General features: G+C 61.6%; 25 protein-coding genes. 21 read left to right on the top strand and 4 right to left on the bottom strand.

Translation table 11 applies throughout. The annotated features are described in order from the left end of the window. Positions 1-37: 37 nt before the first annotated feature. From DWV00_RS25495 to DWV00_RS25505, 3 genes are all read right to left on the bottom strand, one after another. Positions 38-1111, bottom strand: coding sequence for a nucleotidyl transferase AbiEii/AbiGii toxin family protein (locus tag DWV00_RS25495; protein ID WP_115536398.1), 1074 nt, complete (start codon positions 1109-1111; stop codon positions 38-40). Beyond that, on the bottom strand, positions 1080-1499 hold the full coding sequence (locus DWV00_RS25500) for a DUF6088 family protein (RefSeq protein WP_115536399.1): 420 nt from the start codon (positions 1497-1499) through the stop codon (positions 1080-1082). Before DWV00_RS25500 ends, DWV00_RS25495 begins: the two co-directional genes overlap by 32 nt. A 130-nt stretch (positions 1500-1629) precedes the next feature. After that, the gene (locus DWV00_RS25505; protein ID WP_115536400.1) at positions 1630-2496 is read right to left on the bottom strand and encodes a hydroxymethylpyrimidine/phosphomethylpyrimidine kinase; all 867 of its coding nucleotides are present in this window, start codon (positions 2494-2496) and stop codon (positions 1630-1632) included. 266 nt (positions 2497-2762) lie between these two features. Between DWV00_RS25505 and DWV00_RS25510 the strand changes: the two genes are divergently transcribed. The 8 genes from DWV00_RS25510 (at position 2763) to DWV00_RS25545 (ending at position 9583) form a co-directional block, all read left to right on the top strand. Further along, complete coding sequence (locus DWV00_RS25510; protein WP_102648300.1) at positions 2763-2933, top strand: rubredoxin; 171 nt, start codon at positions 2763-2765, stop codon at positions 2931-2933. Between the two features lie 57 nt (positions 2934-2990). Beyond that, a complete protein-coding gene (locus tag DWV00_RS25515) occupies positions 2991-4373 on the top strand; it encodes a hypothetical protein (RefSeq protein ID WP_115536401.1) in 1383 nt (460 codons plus the stop codon). Positions 4374-4677: 304 nt separating this feature from the next. Further along, positions 4678-5256, top strand: a complete 579-nt coding sequence (locus tag DWV00_RS25520; RefSeq protein WP_115536402.1) for a YqgE/AlgH family protein — start codon at positions 4678-4680, stop codon at positions 5254-5256. Continuing rightward, positions 5253-5687 (top strand): Holliday junction resolvase RuvX, encoded by a 435-nt coding sequence (gene ruvX / locus DWV00_RS25525; RefSeq protein ID WP_115536403.1) that lies wholly within the window; start codon positions 5253-5255, stop codon positions 5685-5687. Before DWV00_RS25520 ends, ruvX begins: the two co-directional genes overlap by 4 nt. Next, on the top strand, positions 5674-6189 hold the full coding sequence (pyrR, locus tag DWV00_RS25530; RefSeq protein ID WP_115536404.1) for a bifunctional pyr operon transcriptional regulator/uracil phosphoribosyltransferase PyrR: 516 nt from the start codon (positions 5674-5676) through the stop codon (positions 6187-6189). Before ruvX ends, pyrR begins: the two co-directional genes overlap by 14 nt. A gap of 105 nt (positions 6190-6294) precedes the next feature. Next, positions 6295-7326 carry an aspartate carbamoyltransferase catalytic subunit gene (locus tag DWV00_RS25535; RefSeq protein WP_115536405.1) on the top strand — a complete coding sequence of 344 codons (1032 nt, stop codon included), beginning with the start codon at positions 6295-6297 and terminating at the stop codon, positions 7324-7326. Between the two features lie 94 nt (positions 7327-7420). After that, entirely contained in the window at positions 7421-8698 is a 1278-nt protein-coding gene (locus DWV00_RS25540) for a dihydroorotase (protein ID WP_115536406.1), read from the top strand. Positions 8699-8758: 60 nt separating this feature from the next. Next, on the top strand, positions 8759-9583 hold the full coding sequence (locus DWV00_RS25545) for a lysophospholipid acyltransferase family protein (RefSeq protein WP_115536407.1): 825 nt from the start codon (positions 8759-8761) through the stop codon (positions 9581-9583). Here the strand turns inward: DWV00_RS25545 and DWV00_RS25550 are convergent. Further along, positions 9491-10345: a symmetrical bis(5'-nucleosyl)-tetraphosphatase gene (locus DWV00_RS25550; protein ID WP_115536408.1), complete on the bottom strand. Its 855-nt coding sequence runs from the start codon at positions 10343-10345 to the stop codon at positions 9491-9493. The genes DWV00_RS25545 and DWV00_RS25550 overlap by 93 nt on opposite strands. Before the next feature lie 192 nt (positions 10346-10537). Between DWV00_RS25550 and rfbB the strand changes: the two genes are divergently transcribed. From rfbB to DWV00_RS25615, 13 genes are all read left to right on the top strand, one after another. Beyond that, positions 10538-11599 carry a dTDP-glucose 4,6-dehydratase gene (gene rfbB / locus DWV00_RS25555; protein ID WP_115536409.1) on the top strand — a complete coding sequence of 354 codons (1062 nt, stop codon included), beginning with the start codon at positions 10538-10540 and terminating at the stop codon, positions 11597-11599. A 12-nt stretch (positions 11600-11611) separates the two neighbouring features. Continuing rightward, a complete protein-coding gene (gene rfbA, locus DWV00_RS25560; protein ID WP_115536410.1) occupies positions 11612-12493 on the top strand; it encodes a glucose-1-phosphate thymidylyltransferase RfbA in 882 nt (293 codons plus the stop codon). A gap of 1 nt (position 12494) precedes the next feature. Next, positions 12495-13043, top strand: a complete 549-nt coding sequence (gene rfbC / locus DWV00_RS25565; protein WP_115536411.1) for a dTDP-4-dehydrorhamnose 3,5-epimerase — start codon at positions 12495-12497, stop codon at positions 13041-13043. Next, on the top strand, positions 13040-13954 hold the full coding sequence (gene rfbD, locus DWV00_RS25570) for a dTDP-4-dehydrorhamnose reductase (RefSeq protein ID WP_115536412.1): 915 nt from the start codon (positions 13040-13042) through the stop codon (positions 13952-13954). The genes rfbC and rfbD overlap by 4 nt, the downstream gene beginning before the upstream one ends. Positions 13955-14006: 52 nt before the next feature. Beyond that, positions 14007-14594, top strand: coding sequence for an NUDIX hydrolase (locus DWV00_RS25575; RefSeq protein ID WP_115536413.1), 588 nt, complete (start codon positions 14007-14009; stop codon positions 14592-14594). A 245-nt stretch (positions 14595-14839) separates the two neighbouring features. After that, positions 14840-16123 (top strand): nucleotide sugar dehydrogenase, encoded by a 1284-nt coding sequence (locus DWV00_RS25580; protein ID WP_115536414.1) that lies wholly within the window; start codon positions 14840-14842, stop codon positions 16121-16123. A gap of 10 nt (positions 16124-16133) precedes the next feature. After that, positions 16134-17180, top strand: a complete 1047-nt coding sequence (locus tag DWV00_RS25585) for an SDR family oxidoreductase (RefSeq protein WP_115536415.1) — start codon at positions 16134-16136, stop codon at positions 17178-17180. 34 nt (positions 17181-17214) lie between these two features. Next, entirely contained in the window at positions 17215-18507 is a 1293-nt protein-coding gene (locus tag DWV00_RS25590) for a lipid II flippase MurJ (RefSeq protein ID WP_115536416.1), read from the top strand. Further along, positions 18504-19556, top strand: a complete 1053-nt coding sequence (locus tag DWV00_RS25595) for a glycosyltransferase family 4 protein (protein ID WP_115536417.1) — start codon at positions 18504-18506, stop codon at positions 19554-19556. The genes DWV00_RS25590 and DWV00_RS25595 overlap by 4 nt, the downstream gene beginning before the upstream one ends. A gap of 100 nt (positions 19557-19656) precedes the next feature. Continuing rightward, positions 19657-20919 (top strand): O-antigen ligase family protein, encoded by a 1263-nt coding sequence (locus DWV00_RS25600; RefSeq protein WP_115536418.1) that lies wholly within the window; start codon positions 19657-19659, stop codon positions 20917-20919. Between the two features lie 85 nt (positions 20920-21004). Continuing rightward, the gene (gene asnB / locus DWV00_RS25605; protein WP_115536419.1) at positions 21005-22867 is read left to right on the top strand and encodes an asparagine synthase (glutamine-hydrolyzing); all 1863 of its coding nucleotides are present in this window, start codon (positions 21005-21007) and stop codon (positions 22865-22867) included. 10 nt (positions 22868-22877) lie between these two features. After that, on the top strand, positions 22878-23990 hold the full coding sequence (locus tag DWV00_RS25610) for a glycosyltransferase family 4 protein (protein WP_115536420.1): 1113 nt from the start codon (positions 22878-22880) through the stop codon (positions 23988-23990). 111 nt (positions 23991-24101) lie between these two features. After that, entirely contained in the window at positions 24102-25073 is a 972-nt protein-coding gene (locus DWV00_RS25615) for a UDP-glucose 4-epimerase family protein (protein ID WP_115536421.1), read from the top strand. Positions 25074-25170 lie beyond the last annotated feature (97 nt).

Here is a 25170-nt window from a genome sequence, read left to right on the forward strand (position 1 = left end):
CCAGTTGCGGGGCGTTGCAGAATGATCACGCGAAAATTCAGACAGCGTTTGCTGTGATCATGTCGCTATCGAGAAGTCGCGTGGCGACCTCGGTGAAGGACGCAAAACAAACTTCGAAGTCCGGCTTGCTGCTCGTGAACAGCAGTGGCTTAAGGCGCTGCTCAAAGTCTTTGCGCAATTCGTCATGCGTGCGGGAGCGCTCCAGTGTCCGGCGTAATACTCGGTAAGGCTGCTGATTGAACTCGGGATGCTGCTTTCGAAACTCTTCCGCGTCTGTCGCGATCAGTCCGGCGAAGATGGTCCGTCCCTGCTCAATCGATTCCGGATGGCGCTCAGCGATACGCCAAACGTCGTAAATGTGGCGAACGAGCGCGCTGTCGTACGTACCGCGTTGATGACCGTCCCATTTCCACGCGCAGCGCCGAAGCAGCGACAGCACCTTTTCCGCTAACGTCTCTGCCGTCGAGATGGCCACCATCGAGAACCGGTGAGGCTGCTTCCGAGGAACGAATCTGTCCAGCAGGTAGCCCATTTCCAATTCCTGCACCCTCAACTTCGGCGGACGGTGAATGAGTTCTAGCTTCAGTTGCGGCCGTAGCACGCCTGAGACGTCCCGGAATCGCCCTTCGTACGAGAGTGCGAGGCAGTAATAACGGCGACTGTCTCTGCACAAGGGGTTTTCGGAATTTTCGGTTTGCGCGAATTCGAAACCAGCTGATTTGAGGCGGCGCTCGACTTCATCATGAAGATCGCCGAGCCGTTTTCGGTTGGTTTGTCCCTGCGGCAGGGCATAGCCGTCTGGAACCGCATCGAGGACCACCTTGACGTCAATGTCCTCGGACATCCAATCGATCAGACCATGGGCCTTTGAGAGGCATGTCCCGCCAGCGAAGACCAGATGCGTTAGAACTTCGACCCGAGCAAGGCAGCAGTCCCCTCTCGCTCGATCCCGTTGGTGGGCGACATGCGCGAGTCGAACCCGCGAGAGCGGGAACAGCGCATCCGTAATGTGAATATCTTTCTCGGCCGCAGCCGGGGGCAGATTTCCCAGCATTCCTGCATTGGCTGCGTCTTCGATTTCAGCTTTGAGTGTTTCTGAGATGGTTCTCATAAATGACGGTGCGATTGCCGACCGTCACTTTTCGCGTAATGCGGCGACGTCCTGTGTTGACGATCGCACTCATCGGAACCTGCGTGCTGCATCCGTTGTTGAAGTCCGCCACGAGCGCACTCTGACCGACTTTGATCCCGAGCTTATCGAACAGCTCAGCGGAGATCGTTTCCAGCGTGCCGACAGGCGAGGGGCACCCCGTGAACTGATTGATGCGCGTCTTGGCGAACGCTCCTTTGCTCACGCGGACTAGCTTCCCGCTTTCCACAAGCCGAGCGAGCACGCGTCCGACCTGTGAGACGCTACCCATCTTGGCAAGCTCAGCACGCAGGACGACCATGCCCCTACGCTGAGCAATCGAGCGCGAAATGCGGTCTTCCAGGTTCATCGTGTCCTTCCGTGACGGTCAATGTCTCGGGAGAGACTCTATCATAGATATCTCGAAATTATCTTTTAAAACAATCGCTTATGAATCAAAATACAACTCATCGGAGAGCAGTTTTTGCTTATATGGCGAATCAAGCCCGCGACGGCTTGGGCCGCGCCGGATCCACGCCGATTGGCGCGGGGGCGGGTGCCTCTTCATCTTCGCGCGCCCAAAAGAAGCGATCCGGCAAATAGGCGCCCATCCCGGGGCGAAACGCTTGCCGCACCGCCTGATAAAGGTATTCCTGCGCTTCGCGCGCTGCTTCGGCGGGTTCTTGCCCATTCGCGAGCAACGCGGCGACGGCTGCGCCAAGCGTGTCCGTGATGCCCATGAGCCGGTGTTGCGGCCGGTCCCACATGTCTTGCCGAAGCTGGCCTTCCTCGCTAAAGAGCGTGTTGACGAGCCGATGCGTGCCCGTTTGCGTCGACAGCACGTATTCGGCACCCTGCGAGAGCAAGTGAGCGATCGCCCCGTCCAAGCTTGGCGCCTCCGCATCGCCGTCCGGTTGCGCGAGCGCGATGAGCGTCGCTTGATCGGCGATGAGGACGGTCGTTTGCGGGGCGAGCAGATCGGCGATCGATTCGCGCAACTCGTCGGCGGCCAAGACGTGCTCGTCGTCGACGGTGAAATCGGGCGCGAGGATCAGCGGAATATCGTCGTAATCGGATACGACCTCGGCGATCGCGCTGACGACTTCCGCGCGTGTTGCCGCGCCGATTTTGAAGGCGGCGATCGGCATGTCCTCGAGCAGCATGCGCGCTTGCGTGGCGACGACATCGGGGTCCAGCCCCGTTACTTCGTCGCAGCTGACCGAATCGCGCACCGTATAGCCGGTCAGAACCGATACGCCATGACACCCCATGCTGGCCAGCGTAAGCAGGTCGGCCTGCAGGCCGTAGCCGCCGGTGGGGTCGGCCAAGCCGAAAGTCAGGACGATCGGAGGAGCTGCATTTTGCATGGATTGGGACGTGTTCATATAGCCGAGAGTGGCGGGCCGGCCGGCTCGCCTGCGCGGTCAGCCCATTATGCGGCCGAATCCGGTTCGATGGCACTGCCGCGACACGCATTGTCGGCCCTTTCCGGCGTAATGGGGGCGGGGCCGGCGGGCAGCGCGCCGCTGGATGCGATGCCGCATGGGTTCGATTCGGACGCCTAGCCAGGCCCGCCCCAAAAACGGTACCATCATGGCTCTTTGTTCAACGGATCTTTCGACGCGATACCAGAATGGAATATAAACAGTGGATGTGCCTGATTTGCGGCTGGATCTACGACGAAGAGGCCGGTCTGCCTGAAGAAGGTATCGCTCCGGGTACGCGCTGGGAGGACGTTCCGATCAATTGGACGTGCCCGGAATGCGGCGCGCGCAAGGAAGACTTCGAGATGGTTCAGCTCTGATCCCAAGCGCGGCGGTGCGAGCCTGGGCTCTACACCGCCGTGCGTGCCCACGACGCCATGACATCTGTCGATTTGCCGAGCCTCGAGGCCTTGCCGAATCCGCGCGGCGGCGCGGTTCATGAAGCGGAGTCCGCGCTGGCCGAGGCGCGGCAGGCCAGCGAGGCGCGGATGGCCGTCGTCGGGCCGCTGCTGCGCGCGGCGCAGGTGCTGCGCCAGGCCGGCTGGCTCGCGTCGCAGCGTTTCGCCGATGCGCTCGTCCTGGTCTCGCCGTACGCAAACGGCGATTTCTTGCCGCAGTTCAACGGGGCGCTCGCCGATTTTCACGCGGCACTGACACGTCGCAATCTGCGTGAACTGGCTTGTTCGCCCACGCTGTTCGCCCACTATCGCGAGTTGAACGCGCAGGTCGCGCGCCATACGCAAGGCTATGCGATCGGGTTCGAGGATCTCGCCTTGGCGGGGCGGCCGGTCGCGCCGGCCACCTTGCGCGTGGCACCCGCGTCGACGCTGGCTGTCTTGCGTGCGCGCTACGAGCAGGCGCTGCTGCCCGTGTTGAAGGGGCACGAAGATGCAGGCGCGGCGCTCGACGAACTCGACGCGTGCGTTGCCGAACTTGCCGGCACGGATACCTACGACGTATGGCGCTTGGCGGGCGCGTGCGCGCGGGCATTGCGCGCGAACGGCCGGGCGTTAGCGGGCGATCCGGAGGCAAAGCGCTTCTATGCGCGCTGCAATCTGTTGCTGGCGGAGCAAGGACACGGTGAGCAGTTGGCGCCACGCTCGTTCGTGCGCGCAGCGCTTGCGTTGTTATGGCGCGATTACGCGCTGTACGGCGCGGCTGCCGAGGACGCCGACGCGGTGGCGCTGCTCAACGATTATGGGTTGACCGTCGACTGGCACGTCGCGGCGACGCAGGCCTCCGAGGCCGCTTGGGAACACGAGGCGGCGCAGGCCGAAGCTCAGGCGGGCGCCGCCGCCGTCGCGCGCGAACTCGGTGCGGTGTCCGTGAACGTCTATGCGTATGAGGACTTTCTGCAGACGGCCGATGCTTCGATGACGGCGCTCGCAGTGAGCAGCGACGCGGCGTTCGGCTCAGGGGCGCCCGATGCCGGCGCGGGCCATTCGGGGGATCCCTCGGCGGGCGAGCATGCGGCGCAGGCGGCCTACCGGGTCGGAGCCGCCGCGCAGGCGATGGGTCTGGGCCATGTCGCGCTGCTTGCCGATGCGCTCGGCTTGGCCTGGCGCCGGCATGCCTATGCGGTAAGCATCGGGTCGACGCAGTCGTCGCCGGGGCGGCGCCCGATCGAGCAGGCCGCCGAAGCGCTGCGCGCGATGCTGCTGCGCGTCGCGGCCGGCTTTGCTCCGCCCGATTCGGCCGTCCCGCTCGCCTTGCTGACGCAGGCGATCGAGCGTGCCGCTCCCACAGGCGGCGCGGCGTAAGCTGCGTCCGCTTCCTCCCTTTCTTAAGTACTGCAAGACTTCACGTTTTCGCGTTCTCTTCGTGCGTCTAGCCGACACGAATACAGCGACGGCCGCCGAAACGCTTTCGCCGCGCGGGGCCGAGCCCTGGCTCAAACGGCCAAAGCAGCGGGATGCGGCCGGCATGCATGATAGAGTGCGGGGAACATAAGGCCGATTCCGCGGCGGGCGCGAACGATGCTCCGCTTAAGGCTTGCGGCTAGCCTTGCGCGCCGGCGCTCACTCTCGGCGTCCAACGTGCACCGTCTTTGCTAAAATTCGAACTATGCCTAAGAGTAACGATCGCATCAATCTGACTAACCAGTTCCTGATCGCCATGCCCAATATGGCGGATCCCACTTTTTCAGGAACGGTGGTCTACCTTTGCGATCACAGCGAGCGCGGTGCGCTCGGCCTCGTCATCAACCGGCCGACCGATATCGACCTCGAATCGCTTTTCAGCCGCATCGATCTGAAGCTCGAGATCGAGCCGCTGCTCCATGTTCCCGTCTACTTCGGCGGCCCGGTGCAAACCGAGCGCGGCTTCGTGCTGCACGAGCCCGTCGAAGGCAGTGCCTATACGTCGTCCATGGCGGTCACGGGCGGGCTCGAGATGACGACGTCGAAGGACGTGCTCGAGGCCGTCGCGAGCGGCAAGGGGCCGCAGCGCTTCCTGCTCACGCTCGGCCATGCGGGCTGGGGCGCGGGGCAGCTCGAAGACGAAATCTCCCACAACGGCTGGCTGACCGTCGAGGCCGATCCGAAGATCGTGTTCGACGTCCCGGCCGAGAATCGTTTCGAGGCCGCGCTGGCACTGCTCGGCGTCACGCCGTCGATGCTCTCGGGCGACGCGGGTCACGCATGACCAAAGGCGTCGGGCGTGAGGCGACGCTGCTTGCGTTCGACTACGGCGAAAAGCGCATCGGTGTGGCGATCGGCAACGGGTTGACGGGGCAAGCCCGTGCGCTCGTCGTCGTGCCTAATCGCAACCGCGAATTTCGCTTCGAAGCCGTCGGCAAGCTCATCGGCGAGTGGAGACCCGATGCGCTCGTCGTCGGGCTGCCGTGCCACCCTGACGGAACGCCGCACGAAATGACACAGCTGGCCAAGCGCTTCGGCAATCAGTTGAACGGGCGTTTCAATCTGCCCGTCGCGTGGGTCGACGAGCGCTACAGTTCGGTCGCGGCCGATCTCGACATGCGCGAAAGCGGCATGGCCGGCGAGATGCGCGATGCCGAGGCGGCTCGAATCATTCTTCAACAGTACCTGGACGGGCTTTCCGATGAGTTGCATTGACGCCGAAGCGTCCTACGCGACGCTCCTCGCGCAAATCCGCGCGGCCTACGGCTCGTCGTTCGGCACCGCCGACGGCCCCGTTCTCGCGGGCATTCACAGCGGCGGCGCATGGCTGGCCGAGCGACTCGCGCGCGATCTCGGCGCGAACTTCTTTGGCGTCGTGAACGTCGCGCTGCATCGCGACGATTACGCGAAGAAAGGGCTGCACAGTCAAGCGAGCCCGACCTCGCTGCCGTTCGACGTCACCGATCGCCGCATCGTGCTCGTGGACGACGTCCTGCACACGGGCCGCACGATACGGGCTGCCATCAACGAGCTTTACGACTACGGGCGTCCCGCCGCGATCGAGCTTGCCGTGCTCGCCGAGCGCAGCGGCCGCGAGATGCCGATCGAGGCGCGTTTCGTCGGGGCACACGCGGAAGTTGCCGCCGATGCGACGCTCGTGCTCGAGCGCGCCGGCGAGACGCAATTCACGTTCCGTACCGAAGCGCGCGGCGATTGAATCGTGCCGCGCGCCTGCCGTCAATGAGCCATTGCTTTCCGGCGTTTCGTGCGGGTTTCATGCCGGCACGCTTCGCCCACCTACGTTTGAACTAGCAGACCGACCATGAATACCGCCACCCCTGGCCGTGCCGATCACGGCGGCGAGTCCGCCCCCGCCGAGCGTTTCCGCTACGGCTTCCTGAAGGGCAACCCGCAGCTCACGAAGAACGGCGAGCTCAAGCATCTGTTGACGATCGAAGGGCTGCCGCGCTCGATCGTCACGCACATCCTCGATACCGCCGAGCCGTTCGTGAGCGTGACCGATCGTGAGGTGAAGAAGGTGCCGCTTCTGCGCGGCAAATCGGTATTCAATCTCTTCTTCGAAAACTCGACGCGCACGCGCACCACGTTCGAGATCGCGGCCACGCGCTTGTCGGCCGACGTGCTCAATCTGAACATCAACGCGTCGTCCACGAGCAAGGGCGAATCGCTGCTCGACACGATCAACAATTTGTCGGCCATGCATGCCGACATGTTCGTCGTGCGCCATGCATCGAGCGGCGCGCCGTATCTGATCGCCGAGCACTGCGCGCCGCACGTGCACGTGATCAACGCGGGCGACGGGCGCCATGCGCACCCGACGCAGGGCCTGCTCGACATGTACACGATCCGCCACTACAAGCGCGATTTCACGAATCTGCGCGTGGCGATCGTCGGCGACATCCTGCACTCGCGCGTGGCGCGTTCGGATATCCACGCACTGACGACGCTCGGGGTGCCCGAGGTGCGCGCGATCGGCCCGCGCACGCTGCTGCCGGGCGGGCTCGAGGAACTCGGCGTGCGCGTCTATCACGACCTGGACGAAGGGCTGAAGGACGTCGACGTCATCATCATGCTGCGGCTGCAGAACGAGCGCATGAGCGGCGCGCTGCTGCCCTCCGCGCAGGAGTACTTCAAGAGCTGGGGGCTCACGCCCGAGCGGCTCGCGCGCGCCAAGCCCGATGCGATCGTCATGCACCCGGGCCCGATGAACCGCGGCGTGGAAATCGATTCGCAAGTGGCCGACGGCCCGCAATCGGTGATCCTGAATCAGGTGACGTTCGGCATTGCGGTCCGCATGGCCGTGATGAGCATCGTCGCCGGCAACAACGACTGAGACGATTGCGATTGCGACGAGTGAGCGTTCGGCTTGAGGCAAGCCGAACGGCGTCAAGTCAAGAAGAGCGACGGAAAGATACGAAAGGCAGCGCATGAAGATTCATATCGAAGGCGGCACGGCGATCGACCCGCAAGCGGGCACCGAGCAACGGGCGGACGTTTTCATTGCAGACGGCAAGATCGCCGCGATCGGCGCGGCGCCTGCCGAGTTCAAGGCGGATAAGACGATCGACGCGAAGGGGCTTTACGTCGCGCCGGGCTTCGTCGATTTGTCGGCGCGTTTGCGCGAGCCCGGCTACGAGCACAAGGCGACGCTCGAGTCCGAGATGGCGGCGGCTGTGGCCGGCGGCGTGACGACGCTGGCATGTCCCCCCGACACCGACCCGATTCTCGACGAGCCCGGCCTCGTCGAAATGCTCAAATTCCGCGCGAGCAAGCTCAATCGCGCGCATGTGCATCCGCTTGGCGCGCTGACGGTCGGCCTGAAGGGCGCCGTCATCACCGAGATGGTCGGATTGACCGAAGCCGGCTGCATCGGCTTCACGCAGGCCGACGTGCCGATCGTCGATACGCAGGTGCTGCTGCGCGCGCTGCAGTACGCGAGCACCTACGGCTATACGGTGTGGCTGCGGCCGCAAGACGCCTATCTCGCGAAGGGCGGTGTGGCGGCCAGCGGAGCCCTGGCCTCGCGCCTGGGGCTATCGGGCGTGTCGGTCGCGGCCGAGACGATCGCCCTGCATACGATCTTCGAGCTGATGCGCTCCACGGGCGCGCGCGTTCACCTCCAGCATTTGTCGTCGGCCGCGGGCGTGGCGCTCGTGCGCGAGGCGAAGGCCGAAGGGCTACCCGTGTCGTGCGACGTCAGCGCGAATCACATCCATCTGATCGACGTCGACATCGGCTACTTCGATTCGCAATTCCGCCTCGATCCGCCGCTGCGGACGCAGCGCGACCGCGAAGCGATTCGCGCGGGGCTGGCCGACGGCACGATCGACGCCATTTGCTCCGATCACACCCCCGTCGACGACGACGAAAAACTGTTGCCGTTCGCCGAGGCCACGCCCGGTGCGACGGGGCTCGAGTTGCTGCTGTCGCTGACGGTCAAGTGGGCCGACGAAGCGCGGCTTCCGCTCGCGCGCGCGCTCAGCCGCATCACGGCCGAGCCGGCGAAGGTCCTCAAGCTGCCCGTGGGCCGTATCGACGCGGGTGCGGCGGCGGACATCTGCGTCTTCGACCGCAACGCCTATTGGCGCGTCGAGCCGCGTGCGCTCAAGAGCCAAGGCCACAACACGCCGTTCCTCGGCTACGAGCTGCCGGCCCGCGTGCGCGCGACGATCGTGTCGGGGCGCGTGGCGTACGAGCACGGTTGACGACGAGAAACCGACAACCGAGCACCGACGCGCGAACAACGTAGCCAATGACCCACTTCGATGAAGCCTGCTCTCGCCAAATTCCGGCTCGTTGCGCATCTGCTGCATGGGATGTGGATCGTGGCCGTCCATTTTCCGCGCATGTCGGACGCCGCGAAGCTCGAGGCCAACCGGACCTGGTCGATCAAGATGCTGCGGCTTGCGGGCATTCGGCTCGTCGTGCATCACGACGACGAGCGGATCGATCACGGCGCGCTCGTGGTCGGCAATCATATTTCGTGGCTCGATATCTACGTCGTCAACGCATGGCGCCCCACGCCGTTCGTTTCGAAAGCCGAGGTGCGCCGCTGGCCCGTCGTCGGCTGGCTCGCGGAGCAGCTCGGGACGATTTTCATTCATCGCGAGAAGCGCAGGGACGCACATCGGACGATGCACGAGATCGTCGAGCGGTTGTCGTCGGGCGGATTGGTCTGCCTGTTTCCCGAAGGCACGACCTCGGACGGGCTCGAACTGCTGCCGTTCCATGCGAACCTGTTTCAGGCGGCCGTTTCCGCGCAGTGCCCCGTGCAGCCGATCTGCCTGCTCTACGAAGACAGCGAGGGGCGCCAGTCGACGGCGCCCGCTTACATCGGCGACGTGACGCTCGGGCAGTCGCTCGATGCGGTGCTGCGCGGCGGGAAGTTTACCGCGCACTTATACGTCGGCGCGCCGATCGCTCCGATGGCCGACCGGCGTGCGCTGTCGGCGAAGGCGCGGGAGGCGGTGGCGGCGGGGTTGCGCGAATTGCAGGGATCACTCTCCGCGTCCGCTGTCCACACATTCACGGCACTCGACCTGGACGACGGTGCGCTCGCTCGGATTCCCGGCGAGCTTGACGGCCGATAGACGATTTCCCCACACGCAGCCCGAATCGAGCGCGATGAGGTTGTCGCGCAACATGAGGCCAAGGGCCGCCCAGTGGCCGAACACGACGGTGACATCCGAGGTGCGGCGCTCAGGCGCGTCGAACCAAGGTATGTGCCCTGGCGGTGCGGAATCGGGCCCGCCGTTCGCCGCGAATTCCATCGTGCCGTCGGGCGTGCAAAAGCGGATGCGCGTAAAGGCGTTGAACGCGACGCGCATGCGGTCCTTTTTCTTCAGGTCGGGCGACCAGCGGCGCGGCTCGTTGCCGTAGAGGTCCCTTAGTGTTTCTTTCCAATCGGGGCTGCGTAAGCCGCGTTGCAGTTCGTCGGCGAGCTCGAGCGCAAGCTTCAGATCCCATTGCGGCAGCACGCCAGCATGCACCATCAGCATGCCGTTATCGAAATGCGCGAACGGACGGTGGCGGAGCCACACGAGCAGCGGTTCGGCATCGGGCGCTGCGAGGATGTCCGTGAGCGTGTCGCTTTCCTTCATCTTCCGGATGCCGGCGGAGACTGCCAGCAGATGCAGATCGTGATTGCCGAGGACCGCCTGCGCGCGCGTGCCGAATCCGGCCACTTCGCGCAGCGCGGCGAGGGAGTCGGGGCCGCGATTGACGAGATCGCCGGCGAACCACAGGGGCGTGTCGGGCTCGAGCGGGAGCGCGGCGAGCAGGCGTTGGAAGGGGGCGTGGCAGCCTTGCAGGTCGCCGAAGGCGAAGGGGGAAGAAAGACGCAGTGAAGTCATCGCGATAGTTCCGGCTGTGCCGACGTTGGTGCTCGCAGGGGCCGGTATAATTGCACGTTTTGGGCTTGTGTCCCGAACGGGCGCCGGGCTGGGCGCTTGAATGCCGAGATGCCGCTACGGGAAGCGGCTCACGCTTCGTGATTTTACGGAAAGCTGCATCGCGGCCGGCTACAAGTTTTACAAGGGAATTCTATGATCCTCGTTACGGGCGGCGCCGGTTTCATCGGCGCGAACTTCGTCCTCGATTGGCTGCGCGGCTGCGACGAGCCGATTCTCAATGTCGATAAACTCACATACGCGGGCAATCTGCGGACGCTGGAGCCCGTGCTTCACGATCCCAAGCATGTTTTCGCCCGTGTCGACATTTGCGATGCCGCTGCGCTCGATGCCTTGTTCGCCGAGCATCGTCCACGCGCCGTCGTTCATTTTGCCGCCGAAAGTCATGTAGATCGCTCGATCCACGGCCCCGCGGATTTCGTCCAAACGAACGTCGTCGGCACGTTTACGCTGCTCGAGGCCGCACGCGCCTATTGGAGCAAACTCGATGCCGGCGAGCGCGCCGCATTTCGCTTCCTGCATGTGTCCACGGACGAAGTGTTCGGGTCTCTGTCCGCCACGGATCCGCAGTTCTCCGAAACGACCCCTTACGCGCCGAACAGCCCGTATTCGGCAACGAAGGCCGGGTCGGACCATCTGGTGCGCGCTTACCACCACACCTACGGACTACCGACGCTCACGACGAACTGTTCCAATAACTACGGCCCGTATCAGTTTCCCGAGAAGCTGATTCCGCTGGTGATCGCGAATGCGATCGCGGGCAAGTCGCTGCCGGTCTACGGCGATGGCCAGAACGTACGCGATTGGCTTTACGTCGGCGATCATTGCGCGGCGATTCGCGAGGTGCTCGGGTGTGGCGAGCCGGGTGAAACGTACAACATCGGCGGGTGGAACGAGAAAACGAACATCGAGGTCGTGCATACGATTTGTGATCTTCTCGACGCAGCGCGCCCGAAAGCGAACGGCTCCTATCGCGACCAAATTACTTTCGTCAAGGATCGCCCCGGACACGATCGCCGGTATGCCATCGACGCCCGCAAGCTCGAGGGCAAGCTGGGCTGGAAGCCCGCGGAAACGTTCGAAACGGGGCTTGCGAAGACCGTGCGGTGGTATCTGGAGAACCAGGCGTGGGTTGGCGAAGTGGCCTCGGGCGACTATCGAAAATGGGTTGAAACGAACTACACAGAGCGCGGCTGAGGAGACGCAAACATGGCGCGTAAAGGGATTGTTCTCGCAGGCGGCTCGGGCACGCGGCTCTACCCGATCACGCATGTCGTATCGAAGCAGTTGCTGCCAGTCTACGACAAGCCGATGATCTACTACCCGTTGTCGACGTTGATGATTGCGGGCATCCGCGACGTACTGATCATCTCCACGCCCCAAGACACGCCCCGGTTCGCCGCGATGCTCGGCGACGGGAGCCAATGGGGCATGAACATTCAGTATGCCGTGCAGCCTTCGCCGGATGGGCTCGCTCAGGCATTCATCATCGGCCGCGACTTCGTTGCGAACGATCCGTCGGCATTGATCTTGGGCGACAACATTTTCTACGGCCATGATCTTGCCGGCCAGTTGGATCGCGCGAACGCGCGCGACTCCGGGGCGACGGTCTTCGCCTATCACGTGAACGATCCGGAACGGTACGGCGTGGTCGAGTTCGATAGCGCGTTTCGTGCGCTTTCGATCGAAGAGAAGCCGGCGCAACCTCGCTCGAATTACGCCGTGACCGGGCTCTACTTTTACGACAACCGCGTTTGCGACGTCGCGGCCGACATCAAGCCGTCGCCTCGCGGCGAACTCGAAATTACCGACGTCAATTCGCGCTACCTGAACGACGGCGCGTTGAACGTCGAGATCATGGGCCGCGGCTACGCTTGGCTCGATACCGGCACGCACGATTCGCTCATCGAGGCCGCTTCGTTCATTGCGACGCTGCAGAAACGGCAGGGGCTCGTGGTGGCCTGCCCCGAGGAGATCGCATTTCGCCGCAGGTGGATCTCCGCGGAGCAACTGGAGCGCCTCGCCGCGCCGCTCAAAAAGAACGCTTACGGGCAATACCTGCGCAATCTTCTTTCGGATCCCGTTGCCTAACATGAAAGTCATCGCAACCTCGCTGCCCGACGTCAAGATTATCGAACCGCGCGTGTTCGAAGACCCGCGCGGCTTCTTTTACGAAAGCTTCAACGCCCGCAACTTCACCGAGCACGTCGATCCCACCGTGCAGTTCGTGCAGGACAACCACTCCAAGTCGGCAAAGGGCGTGCTGCGCGGCCTTCATTACCAAATACTGCATCCGCAGGGCAAGCTCGTGCGCGTGGTGCACGGCGAGGTGTTCGACGTTGCCGTGGACATTCGGCGCAGTTCGCCGACGTTCGGTCAATGGACGGGCGTGGTGCTTTCGGCAGCGAACAAACGTCAGCTGTGGGTGCCTCCGGGTTTCGCTCACGGCTTTTACGTCACCTCGGAAAGCGCCGAGTTTCTCTACAAGACGACCGATTACTGGTATCAGGAACACGAGCGCAGCCTGCTTTGGAACGATCCCTCACTCGGCATCGAGTGGCCGCTCGACGGTGCCGCGCCTCAGGTCGCCGCGAAAGATGTCGCGGGTCGCGTACTTGCCGACGCCGAGGTGTTCGCATGAGGCTCATGGTGACGGGTTGCCGCGGGCAGGTGGGCTGGGAGTTGACGCGCTCGCTGGCGGTTCTGGGCGAGGTTATCGCCTGCGATCGAAATGAGGCCGATTTGACGCACCCGGCGTCGCTCAAAGCCGTGGTCGACCGCATCCGGCCGGACGTGATCGTCAACGCTGCGGCCTATACCATGGTCGACAAAGCAGAGGACGAGGAGGCGCTCGCCGTCACGATCAACGCCGAAGCAGTGCGCGCGCTGGCGCAAGCCTCGCGTGACGTCGGCGCACTCTTCGTGCATTACTCCACAGAGTATGTGTTTGATGGCATGAAGTCGGGCGCGTACGTCGAAACGGACGCGCCGAATCCTATCAACGCCTATGGAAGAAGCAAATTGACCGGGGAGCAAGCGGTTGCCGATGCCGCCGGCGATTGGCTGGTGTTCCGTACTTCGTGGGTTTATGCGGCCCGAGGCAAAAATTTTTTGCGCACGATGCTGCGTTTGGCGTCGGAACGCGAGACCTTGCGCGTGGTCGCGGATCAGGTCGGGGCGCCGACGTCCGCCAGAATGATCGCGGAGCTTACCGCGCATGCCATCCGTCAGGCGATGGGCGAGCGCGCGAGCGGCCGCTTCGAGTCCGGCCTGTTTCATCTCACAGCAAGTGGCTCGACCACTTGGCGTGGCTTTGCTTCGCGCATCGTCGATGCGGCCCGCGCATTGCTGCCGCCGGATGCCGTCGCAACCCGCGCCATCGAAGCCATCGCGACGAGCGAGTATCCGACGCCGGCGCGGCGGCAAGCCAATTCGGTACTCGACAATGGGAAGTTCGAGCGACGTTTTGGCCTGCGACGCGCGCCGTGGGACGAGTCGATGCAGCGTGTGCTCGAGGAAATCGTCGAGCAGGGCGGGACACGTACATTTTGAGCGCGGCGATGGCTGAGGTTTGTCGCCGAGCGAACTTGACCGAGGGGTGAGCATGCACGGGGACGCACGCATCAATGTCACGCACACGGAGGTGTTATCCGACGATTGGAATCGCCTCGAGAAGGTCTCCTTCGATTACACCCGCGTCGACGGTGCGACACAATCGCTGACGAGAGAGGTATACCACGTCGACGACGGGGCGACCGCACTGCTGTATGACTCGGTGAGGCGCACAGTCGTGCTGGTGCGGCAGTTCCGTCTTCCATCTCATTTGAGGGGCAAGCCCGCGTATCTGCTGGAAGCGCCCGCGGGGCTGCTGGACGGATCGAGTGCCGAGGCGCGAATCAAAGACGAGATCGAGGAGGAGGCGGGCTACCGAGTGAAATCGGTCGAGCGCGTTTTCGAGGCAGTGATGATGCCGGGGTCCACGGGGCATCGCGTGCATTTTTTCGTGGCGCCATACTCCCCAGCCGACAAGGTGTCGGATGGGGGCGGCCTGCGGCATGAGGGAGAGGACATCGAGGTCGTGGAGATGGGCTTCGACGACGCGCTCGCGATGGTGAACCGAGGCGAGATCGTCGATGCAAAGACGATGCTCCTGCTTCAGTACGCGCGGATACACCTGCTGCCGGCTCGATGAATATCGAGCGCTGGAGAAAGTTCCCCTGGCTCGGCGAAAGGGTGTCTCTGAAGAAATATTTCGCGTGCTACAATCTCCGGCTGGCAAAATCTGGCGATGAAAGGAAATAATCTCATTTCTTTTGGCCGGCTTGCCTGCGCGGTTAATCGTGCCGGTTGGCATCTGTCGCTTCGATACCCCCGCTGGGCGGGAGCGCTAGGGAGACAGTCGGTCGTCGCCGCATAAGAGTTTGGGATAGAAGGCTCATGCACGGTAGAAAAATCTCGGTTGTCGGGCTCGGCTATGTCGGGTTGCCGGTCGCTATTGCGTTTGGTAAGCACGCATCCACCATCGGCTTCGATATCAATGAAGAGCGGCTCGCGGAGCTGCGCATCGGGCACGATCGGACAAAAGAGGTCGCGAGTAGTGATCTGTCCGAAGCCAATATCGTTTTCACTTCCGATGTAGCGGAACTTGCTTCTGCCGATTTTCATATCGTTGCGGTTCCGACCCCGGTTGACGATACGCATCAACCCGATCTCACGCCGGTCGTTCGCGCCTCCGAAACGGTCGCCCGCGCCCTGAAGAAGGGCGATATCGTCGTCTATGAGTCGACGGTTTATCCGGGGGTCACCGAGGAGATTTGCGTCCCGATTCTCGAGCGTTTGTCCGGCTTGCGGTTCGGAGACGATTTCGCGGTCGGATACAGCCCTGAACGCATCAATCCGGGCGACAAGGAACATACCTTTACGAAAATTCTGAAGGTCGTGTCCGCGTCGGATCCGCAGGCGCTCGACGTGGTGGCCGCGGTGTACGGCTCGGTCGTGACGGCCGGCGTTCATCGCGCATCGTCGATCAAGGTCGCCGAAGCGGCCAAGGTGATCGAAAACACGCAGCGCGATCTCAATATCGCGTTGATGAACGAATTGTCGATCGTCTTCGATCGTATGAACCTCGATACGCTGGATGTATTGGAAGCGGCGGGCACGAAGTGGAACTTTCTGAAGTTCCGCCCCGGCCTGGTCGGAGGGCATTGCATCGGTGTCGATCCATACTATTTGACGCATAAGGCGGAGAAGCTGGGGTACATCCCCCAGGTCATCTTGTCCGGGCGCCGGATTAACGATGGGATGGGCAGCTTCGTCGCGCAGCGTGCGATCAAGGAAATGATTCGTGCCGGCCATCACGTCGCTACGTCAAAGGTGACCATCCTTGGTTTGACGTTCAAGGAAAACTGTCCGGATCTGCGCAATTCGCGCGTGATCGATGTCATTCGCGAGTTCGAATCTTTCGGCGTCGAAGTTCAAGTCTGCGATCCGGAAGCCGATCGCGACGAGGCCAAGCATGAGTACGGCATCGATCTGGTGCCGCAGGAGGCACTGACGCCGGCCACGGCCGTCGTGGTGGCCGTGGCGCACGAAGCGTTCTGTCACTTCGATGTGCAGGATTATCAGGCTTTGCTCGGCGAAAATCCGGTCGTCATCGACGTCAAGGGCGCGTGCGATCGCGATCGCTTGACGCAGGCGGGCATTCGCGTCTGGCGTCTGTGAGCGATCTTCGATGAGTCAATATCTCTCTGTTCAAACCGTGCTGCGCGGTTCCGCGCGCCGTTGGCTAATTACCGGCGTAGCGGGGTTCATCGGTTCGAACCTGCTCGAAACGCTCTTGAAGCTGGATCAAGAGGTTGTCGGACTCGATAACTTTGCGACGGGCCATCGCAAGAACCTCGAACTCGTCAAGGCACTGGTCACGCCCGAGCAATGGGCTCGCTTCCGGTTCGTCGAAGGTGATATCACGAATCTCGACGCATGCCGTGAAGCCGTTGCCGGTGCGGAGTTCGTGCTTCATCAAGCCGCGCTCGGCAGCGTGCCGCGTTCGCTGGAGAATCCGCTTCGAACGAACGAGACCAACATCACGGGCTTCCTCAATATGCTCGTCGCGAGCCGCGATGCAGGCGTGCGCCGGTTCGTTTACGCAGCATCGAGTTCGACGTACGGCGATCACCCGGGCTTGCCGAAGATCGAGGATCGCATCGGCAAGCCGTTGTCGCCCTATGCAGTGACGAAATACGTCAACGAACTCTACGCGGATGTCTTTGGACGCTGTTACGGTCTTGAGACGATTGGTCTGCGCTATTTCAACGTGTTCGGGCCGCGCCAAGATCCCGACGGCGCGTACGCCGCGGTGATCCCCAAATGGTTCAGCACGCTGTTGCGCGGCGACACGCTGTTCATCAACGGCGACGGCAGCACGAGCCGCGATTTCTGTTTTGTCGCCAATACGGTTCAGGCCAATATTTTGGCGGCGACCGCGGAACGTCCCGATGCCGCCAATCAGGTGTACAACGTGGCGCTCGGCGATCGCACGACGTTGAACGAGTTGTTCGAGCACATTCGCTCGATGGTCGCGCTCGCCAGGCCTGATGCCGCCAATGCGCAACCTGTCTATCGTGACTTCCGCGCCGGCGACGTGCGCCACTCTCAAGCCGACGTTTCGAAGGCGCGCCAGTTACTTGGCTATGAGCCTACGCATCGCGTTCTGGAAGGATTGCGCGTGGCGAGCGACTGGTACGTCAGCCTGAGCCAAAAGGCGGAGCGCGGCGGTTAGCCATGCCTTCGTCTTTCACCCGTAGGTTGCCCCGATGAAGCGCGCGTTCGTCCTGATGGCGATTTCAGGACTCAATATCATCGCGCTGTTCGTCTATCAGTGGTATGTCGTCGTTAGATTGGGCGCAGGTGCGGAAAGTGACGCCGTGTTTGCGAGCATGGTATTGCCGCAGGTCATTCTCAATGTGGTCAGCGGTTCGCTGTCGTACGTTCTGGTACCGATTTTGGCCACGGTCGAGGGCGACGAGTTCGCCACGAATGTATCGAACTGCCTTGGTGCACTGGGCGCGCTTTTCGGCATCATCGGCATCTTGCTTTATCTGACCGTGCATCTGTGGGTGCCGCTGACCGTGCCCGGGTTTTCTCCCAGCGGGAAGGCGCTGACCGAATCGCTTGCCCGTATTCAGATTCTCGGGATGTTCTTCACGGGATGGGGTGCGGTGGGCACGGCCGCCTATCAGGCGCGCCATCAATTCGTCTATTCGGCGGCTGCAACGATGGCCGCTTCGGTGCTCGCACTCGTGTTTCTCGTCGTTGCGCTGCCGCGCATCGGTGTCTCCGCCGCAGCATGGGGTCTATCGCTGAGAGCGCTATTGCAGTTTGCGTTTCAGATTCCGGGCGTATTGCCCGTGCGCTGGCCTAACTGGCGCGACGAGCGATTCCGGCTGGTGCTTGCAAAGCTTCGGCCCCTTATCTTGGGCACGAGCTACTACAAGACCGACCAATTGGTCGATCGTCTGTTGATCTCGCTCGCACCCGCAGGTGAGTTGTCGCTGCTGCATTTGTCGCAGCAAATGTATGCCGCAGCTAACCAAGTTCTCGTGATTGCCATCGCTTCGCCGGCTGTACCGGTCCTCGCCGCGCAAGCGAGCCGGCAGGAATGGCAAGCATTCGAGCGAAAAATGATGCGCACGCTCGGTATTCTGATGGTGCTGGGTGCTGCAATCTACGCGTTGATCGCATTTCCCGGGTACTACGTGCTTTTGTTCGTGTTCGGGCATGGCAAGCTGGCGCACTCGGAAATCCGATTGTTGTGGCTCATCATGCTGGCCTATGTGGGCTTCTGGATGACAGGGTTGTCGGGGCAGATCCTTTCGACCAGTTTCTTCGCCATGCACGACACCAAGACGCCGACGACGATCGGTGTCGTCGGCTTTACGATCGGCGTGGCGCTCAAGATTGGCGGCTTCTTGCTTTACGGCGTTTGGGGCATCGCCATCGGTACCGGGGCGTACATGACGCTCAACTCTGTCGCGATGTATTGGATCCTTCGCAAGCGGCTGCGTGTAGCGATGCCGGTTGCCTGTCCAGACGGATCCCTGTCATGAAGGTCACCGCTTTAACGAGTGGACATAACACGCCATCGGCTCGATTTCGTGTCCGGCAGTATTTGCCGCGTTTGAAATCGCTTGGCATCGACGTCACTGACTATTGTCCGGCTGTGTCGAACAGCGCGCAGTTGCCTGGGCCGCTCAGGAAGATCCGCAGACGGTATCTGCCGCCTATCATGGTTGCCCAATCGCTGCTGAATATCGCGCTGCGCGTACCGGGCGTCTCGGGTAGCCTTCGCGGTGATGTGACGTGGTTGGAGCGTAATTTCGCGCCTGGGTTGGACGACCTTGCATTCGTGTTGAAGCGGCCACTTGTGGTCGATATCGACGACGCGATCTGGCTCTACAATCCATTCGGAGCCGGCATGATACGGCGGCTCGTTTCACGCGCGGACGCTGTGTTCGCGGGAAACCAGTACCTCGCAGATTGGTGCCGTCCGTTTTGCCGCGACATCCATGTCATTCCGACAGCGATCGACACGGAGCGTTTTCGCCCAGTAGCTGCGCCGCGCGAGCATGGTGACCGTTTCGTCGTCGGTTGGACCGGTACTGCGGGGAATTTCCGGTTTTTGCGCAACATCGAGCCTCCGCTCGCCGCATTTTTGCGGAAGAATTCGGACGCCACCTTCTTGGTGGTGGCGGACGAGCGACCGAGTCTACCGTCCTTGCCGCAAGAGCAGCTTCAGTTCGTGCGCTGGACGGCATCGATCGAGCATGAGATTTTGGCGGGGATGGACGTCGGCATCATGCCCATCGACGACTCGGACCTCTCGCGAGGCAAGTGCAGCTTCAAGATGTTGCAATACATGGCGGCAGGCATACCGGTCGTTGTCTCGCCGTATGGGATGAACGCGGAGTTGCTGGCGCTCGATCGCATCGGCGTAGGCGCGGTGTCGTCCGATGATTGGGTCGACGCGCTGCAACTGTTGCACGGCGATCAAGCCTTGCGTGAACGGTTGGGTGCCGCTGGCAGGGCCGTCGCCGAAACTGACTTTTCGACTGCATCGGTCGCGAACAAAATCGCCAAGGCGTTTGGCGCGATGTGAAGCCCGGAGTCGATGGATTCCCGGCCGAATAGGTTAGGTTAATGAACTCATATGAGCAGGCGGTGACGATGCCGGTCCGCTCTCGTTCCGAGGCTGTAAGATGTCGAAATTGGATCTCGAAAAGCTGACCTTATGGTCGCTGGCGCTAGGTTTTGCGCTTTACGTTTACCGACTCGACCTGGCGGGTGTCAACCTGTCCGTGCTGCGCGTCGTAGGCGCGGTGCTCATCGTTCGGTGTGTCCTCGTTGTCGCCATGCGAATCTTCGGCAATTGGGCGCTACGGTGGCCGGCCGTCGTGATGCTCGTCAGCACGTTTTTCGTGTTTGCCTTGAACCTGCTCGACTACGCGCAGCTTGCCCCGCTTCCGGGCCTGCGCACGCCGATCGCGGCGCACTTGTTCAATATCGTCCTGTTCATCGCCGTTTTCGCCTACCTCGATACGGAACGGAAGTTTGTTCTCTCCTTGAAGACTTACGTCTGGGCATCCTGCGCCGCGCTGTTTATCGGCTACTACGCCTATTTTTTCGGCGACATTCCGTTCTCGTTTCTTTTGCACGCGTATGGTTCCTCTTTCGCACGTGACCTGAACTATCTGAACGTCAACGATGGCGTGGTCCGCCTCACGGGACCTTTCTACGATCCCAACTTCTACGGCATCTATCTGCTTTCCGTTGCGATCGCTTGCGCGTGGCTTTACAAACATTTCGAGCGATCCCCGCTGTACGTCGCGGTGATGGTGGTGAGCGTATTTTCGATTTTTTTGACGGAATCGCGAACCGCATTGATGGGGCTCGGCGTCGCGTACCTGTGTTACATCGGTCTCGAATCCAGGAATAAAAGCTTCCACCTGAGGACACTCTATATTCTGGGGTTGATCGGGATCATCGTTTTCGTCTCGGGCGTATCGTCCGGCCGTCTCTTCGATATGGACAGCGTCTCGGATCGTTTTCGCTTCTATGAAACGGCTTGGAGAGCGTTCTCCGACAACGTATTTTTCGGAGGCGGTTCGGCGGCGGTGCTCGAGCAGGAGTCAGGCGTGTCGACCGCACACATGGTTTATTTGTCGTTGTTGGGCAAGTACGGTCTGTTTGGCACGGCGATCTACCTCGTGTTTATCTTTTGCCCGCTTGCCTATGCGTATCTGGTGCGTCACGCGCTGCAGGAGCGCTACCGCAACCTGGTCGTATACCTCTTCGTTCCGCTTGCGGCCATGTACGTTTCATACGACTTCATGACTTTTCTCGAATTCGAATATTTTCTGTTCGCGATCGGATATGCGGCGGTGACGTACGATTTCGCAGCCGCATACGGGACGGCGGCGCCGAGCGTTGCAGTGAGTGGCGAACCGTTCGGTGCGGTGTAGGAAGCGTCGAACGCGATACTTTAGATAGTTGTGCCGCGGCGACCTCGCGGTTCGTCGGTGGTAGTTTTTCACTAAAGGTGAGTCGATGTGTGGAATATGGGGTGTGTTCGGCACGGACCTCCCGTCCGATCGAGGAGAGCGGGCGATGCGCTCGCTCTACAAGCGTGGGCCTGACCTTCAGGCAAGCTACGTCGAGCCGGGGCTGACGCTCGGACATTTGCGGCTCGCGATTATCGACTTGTCTGAAAACGGCTCGCAGCCGATGCATTCGGCCTGCGGTCGCTATGTCATCGTGTACAACGGTGAGGTCTACAATTTCGAAGCGCTGCGCGAGGAGATCGGTGACGCTTACCCCTGGCGATCGCATTCGGATACGGAAGTTATCTTGGCGGCGTATCTTCGGTGGGGGGAGCAGTGCCTCCAACGGTTTCACGGCATGTTCGCCTTTGCGCTTTGGGACAAGCAAACACGGTCGATCTTCGTCGGGAGAGATAGGCTCGGCGTCAAGCCCTTGTTCTTTCACGCGGCGAAGTCGAGCTTTGCTTTCGCGTCGCGGCCGCGAGTACTGTTCGATCTATTGCCCTCGTTACCGAGGGAGCTCGACAGGCAAGCGCTGCGGTACTACTACGAGAGCGGCTACATTCCCGCGCCGTATTCCGTCTATCAATCGGTAAGCAAGCTTGAGCCGGGGCACTATCTGGTCGTCAACGAGCAAGGGGTGACGAAACACCAGTACTGGGATCTTGCTCAAGTGGAAACCGACGAGCGGCTCGAGCGAGCGGACGAGGGAACGTTGCTCGACGAATTGGATGAACTCATCGATCGATCTGTTCGCCGGCGGCTCGTGAGCAATGTGCCGGTCGGCGCCTTTTTGTCGGGCGGGATCGACAGTTCCCTTGTAACGGCCCTGATGGTGCGTCATGCCGGAGGTCCGGTCAAAACGTTTACGATCGGGCTCGGCGGCGACCGTCGTTTCGACGAAAGCCAACACGCGCAGGCAGTTGCGACGCATCTCGGCACCGATCATCGATGCGAGCATTTGGAGCCTGATAATCTGCTCGCCCTCATGCCCGACTATCTCGAGCAATATGACGAGCCGTTTTTCGATTATTCGGCGTTCCCGGTTATGGCGGTATCCCGCATGGCACGACGCGAAGTCAAGGTTTGCTTGTCCGGCGATGGTGGAGATGAGGCGTTCGGTGGCTATCACTACTATCGTTTGGTTCGGGACATCGCGCCGGCCTTCGGTATGCCATCGAGCTTGCGAAGGGGAATCGGGGCGATCTTGCAGCGGGTGCCGAAGCATCAGCTACGCTTGCTCGGTGGTGCGCTGCAGGCGAACGGGCCGATCGGAGCCTTCGCGTTCATGCGCAGCATCGTCAAGGATGCGGTGGATATTCAAAGTCCGGCGCTGCGGGGCTCGACGCGCTCCATGGCGCAACTTTTCGAGGCGTATTCCGAGGCTCTGCCGAGATCGCTCGGAATGGTCGAGCGTTCGATGCGAATCGACAGTGCCTACACGTTACCCGATGACTATTTACAAAAGGTCGACGTCGGAAGCATGGCCTTCTCGATCGAAGCTCGCGATCCGTTGCTCGATCATTCGATTTTCGAATGGGCCGCGAGGTTGCCGTTGAAATGGAAGCTTAGGGGAGGGGTCAACAAGTATCTGTTGCGCAAGCTCGCCTACCGGTACGTGCCGCGCGAGATCCTTGACCGCCCGAAGATGGGGTTCGGCGTGCCGATGGCCCGTTGGCTTCGGACGTCGTTGCGGGAATGGGCAGAGGAGTTGTTGCACGGCAGCGCTGATTTCGACTCGCTGGGCCTTGACCGCACGAAGGTTCACGAACTGTGGGATGCGCACTTGGCCGGCCGTCGTGAGGCACATACTTGTCTATGGTCCGTGCTTGTCATGCTCCAATTTCAGAACGGCATTGCAGTAGGGTGATCGAGAATCCATGAACATTCTTATCAATGCGCATTCGGCTCGCCTTGGGGGCGGGCAGACGTATCTGATCAACCTGCTCAAGCATCTGCCGGACGAGAATGAGTTCAAGCTTTTCGTCTACGCACCGGCTTCCTTGGAATTGCCGGCCGACCCGCGAATCGAGCGTCTGACAACCGCATGGCCTACGACCAACCCGCTGACTCGATTTGTGTGGGAGCGCTTCGTATTGCCCGGTGTTCTGCGCAAGCTCGACATTGACGTCCTGTTCTGCCCGGGCGGAGTCATCGGCACGACACCTCCCACGGGGTGCCGTACCGTCACGATGTTTCGCAACATGATCCCCTTCGACATGCGTGTTCGCCGGGCGGTGCCATATGGTTTGCAGCGCGTTCGCAACTGGCTGCTCGAGCGGGTCATGCTGCGCAGCATGGCCGGTGCGGATCTTGTCATTTTCATATCCGACTTCGCTCGCGGCGTGATCGAATCCCGCATCACCGTGCGGCAGCACGCGACGATTCCTCACGGCGTGCCCGATCTGTTCAAAGCGGGCACGGGTGCGCAACCGCGTCCGTTGTTCGTGCCGCAGGACGAGTATCTCCTTTACGTGTCGCGATTCGACGTCTACAAGCATCACTACGAGGTAGTCAGCGGCTATGCCCGCTTGCCGCAACCGCTACGAGAACGCTACAAATTGGTATTGGTAGGCGAGGCCGATTCACCGGAGGCAGGACGTGTGCAAGCGCTAATCGACACGCTTCAACTGAATGACCGTGTCGTGGTCGCCGGGGCGGCCAAGTATCAGGAGCTACCCGCAGCCTATCGGCACGCGGCGCTGATTTTGTTTGCATCGTCGTGCGAAAATTGCCCGAACATCTTGCTCGAGGCCCTCGGCGCGGGACGCCCAGTCTTGTCCTCATCGGTTGATCCCATGCCGGAGTTCGGCGCCGACGCTGTCGCGTATTTTGATCCGCGCGACCCCGACCAAATCTCTGAAACGATGCAAAAAGTGCTCACTTCTCCCGATAGAGGCGAAGAACTGGGGCGCAAGGCGGCTGCTCGCAGCCGGCGGTACGACTGGAAGGTAACGGCCGCATCGACTTGGCGGCGAATCTTGGCGCTATAAGGGCCGCATTGGGGAGATGAGCGAAATGTACGGGATCACTCACGGGTGTCAAGTCCTCGATAGCTGCGCAACGCCGCGATGCGGCGTGCGGATCGACGCGAGCGTACTGCGATGAAGGTTCTTGTAACCGGAGCGAACGGTTTCGTCGGCAGTGCACTTTGCGACGAGTTGCGGCGGCGTGAAATCGATTGGCGGGGGGCAATGAGGCATCCACAGCCTGGGGCCGATGCACGTGTGGTACAGATGCCGAGCCTCGCGCCCGATGCCGATTGGATGCAGGTGTTGGACGGCGTCGATGTGGTGATCCACACGGCTGCCCGTGTGCACGTCATGCACGACAAGGCTCTTGACCCCATTTCGGAGTTCCGGCGTACCAATACCGAGGGGACGATTGGACTGGCTCGGCAGGCGGCGCGTGCTGGTGTCAGGCGTTTCGTCTTCGTCAGTTCCATTAAAGTGAACGGAGAACAGACCCTGCCGGGGCAGCCCTTTGTACCGGAGGTGACCCGGACGCCGAGCGACCCCTATGGATTGTCGAAATATGAAGCGGAGGAGGGGCTCAAGGCACTAGCGACCGAGACGGGCATCGAAATCGCGATCGTTCGGCCGCCGCTCGTCTATGGGCCGGGCGTCGGTGCGAACTTTCTCAGCATGATGCGCTGGATTGCCCGCGGCGTACCCCTGCCGCTTGGCGCCATCGACAATCGTCGCAGTCTGGTCGCTCTGGACAATCTGGTCGATCTGCTCTTGATGTGCTCTACACATCCGTCTGCCGCAAATCGCGCGTTTCTTGTGTCCGATGGCGAGGACCTTTCGACGACCCATTTGCTACAGCGTCTCGGTAGGGCGATGGGCAAGCCGGCTCGCTTGATTCCCGTCCCAGCCGCGGCGTTGCGCTGGGGAAGCGCCGTGCTGGGGCGCGGTGACATCGGCCGTCGTCTCTGTGGCTCGCTGCAAGTTGATGCAAGCGGAACTTCGCGCGTGCTGGGCTGGAACCCTGTGATTGGCGTCGATGCGGCGCTTGTCAAGGTCGCTTCAGCATTTTTGAGAAATGATCGTAAAAAACAGGAATTCAGCCACTAATTTTCGGTAACATGGCGCGCAGCGTGGCTGTGCCGAGATGCTTCTCAAACTTGCACATGAAACGGCCATTTGAAGTTTCTGTGGGTGCTTATGCTCG

The organism is Trinickia dinghuensis, assembly GCF_003367175.1.
Taxonomy (GTDB): domain Bacteria; phylum Pseudomonadota; class Gammaproteobacteria; order Burkholderiales; family Burkholderiaceae; genus Trinickia; species Trinickia dinghuensis.

Bases quoted from the DNA above. Each gene is read 5' to 3' on its own strand.
- rfbB (WP_115536409.1), top strand. From the start codon at position 10,538: ATGATCCTCGTTACGGGCGGCGCCGGTTTCATCGGCGCGAACTTCGTC.
- DWV00_RS25540 (WP_115536406.1), top strand. From the start codon at position 7,421: ATGAAGATTCATATCGAAGGCGGCACGGCGATCGACCCGCAAGCGGGC.
- DWV00_RS25610 (WP_115536420.1), top strand. From the start codon at position 22,878: ATGAACATTCTTATCAATGCGCATTCGGCTCGCCTTGGGGGCGGGCAG.
- DWV00_RS25510 (WP_102648300.1), top strand. From the start codon at position 2,763: ATGGAATATAAACAGTGGATGTGCCTGATTTGCGGCTGGATCTACGAC.
- DWV00_RS25495 (WP_115536398.1), bottom strand. From the start codon at position 1,111: ATGAGAACCATCTCAGAAACACTCAAAGCTGAAATCGAAGACGCAGCC.
- DWV00_RS25520 (WP_115536402.1), top strand. From the start codon at position 4,678: ATGCCTAAGAGTAACGATCGCATCAATCTGACTAACCAGTTCCTGATC.
- DWV00_RS25500 (WP_115536399.1), bottom strand. From the start codon at position 1,499: ATGAACCTGGAAGACCGCATTTCGCGCTCGATTGCTCAGCGTAGGGGC.
- rfbD (WP_115536412.1), top strand. From the start codon at position 13,040: ATGAGGCTCATGGTGACGGGTTGCCGCGGGCAGGTGGGCTGGGAGTTG.
- DWV00_RS25590 (WP_115536416.1), top strand. From the start codon at position 17,215: ATGAAGCGCGCGTTCGTCCTGATGGCGATTTCAGGACTCAATATCATC.
- DWV00_RS25575 (WP_115536413.1), top strand. From the start codon at position 14,007: ATGCACGGGGACGCACGCATCAATGTCACGCACACGGAGGTGTTATCC.
- ruvX (WP_115536403.1), top strand. From the start codon at position 5,253: ATGACCAAAGGCGTCGGGCGTGAGGCGACGCTGCTTGCGTTCGACTAC.
- DWV00_RS25595 (WP_115536417.1), top strand. From the start codon at position 18,504: ATGAAGGTCACCGCTTTAACGAGTGGACATAACACGCCATCGGCTCGA.
- DWV00_RS25615 (WP_115536421.1), top strand. From the start codon at position 24,102: ATGAAGGTTCTTGTAACCGGAGCGAACGGTTTCGTCGGCAGTGCACTT.
- DWV00_RS25550 (WP_115536408.1), bottom strand. From the start codon at position 10,345: ATGACTTCACTGCGTCTTTCTTCCCCCTTCGCCTTCGGCGACCTGCAA.
- DWV00_RS25515 (WP_115536401.1), top strand. From the start codon at position 2,991: ATGACATCTGTCGATTTGCCGAGCCTCGAGGCCTTGCCGAATCCGCGC.
- DWV00_RS25505 (WP_115536400.1), bottom strand. From the start codon at position 2,496: ATGCAAAATGCAGCTCCTCCGATCGTCCTGACTTTCGGCTTGGCCGAC.
- DWV00_RS25580 (WP_115536414.1), top strand. From the start codon at position 14,840: ATGCACGGTAGAAAAATCTCGGTTGTCGGGCTCGGCTATGTCGGGTTG.
- rfbA (WP_115536410.1), top strand. From the start codon at position 11,612: ATGGCGCGTAAAGGGATTGTTCTCGCAGGCGGCTCGGGCACGCGGCTC.
- pyrR (WP_115536404.1), top strand. From the start codon at position 5,674: ATGAGTTGCATTGACGCCGAAGCGTCCTACGCGACGCTCCTCGCGCAA.
- asnB (WP_115536419.1), top strand. From the start codon at position 21,005: ATGTGTGGAATATGGGGTGTGTTCGGCACGGACCTCCCGTCCGATCGA.
- rfbC (WP_115536411.1), top strand. From the start codon at position 12,495: ATGAAAGTCATCGCAACCTCGCTGCCCGACGTCAAGATTATCGAACCG.
- DWV00_RS25535 (WP_115536405.1), top strand. From the start codon at position 6,295: ATGAATACCGCCACCCCTGGCCGTGCCGATCACGGCGGCGAGTCCGCC.
- DWV00_RS25600 (WP_115536418.1), top strand. From the start codon at position 19,657: ATGTCGAAATTGGATCTCGAAAAGCTGACCTTATGGTCGCTGGCGCTA.
- DWV00_RS25585 (WP_115536415.1), top strand. From the start codon at position 16,134: ATGAGTCAATATCTCTCTGTTCAAACCGTGCTGCGCGGTTCCGCGCGC.
- DWV00_RS25545 (WP_115536407.1), top strand. From the start codon at position 8,759: ATGAAGCCTGCTCTCGCCAAATTCCGGCTCGTTGCGCATCTGCTGCAT.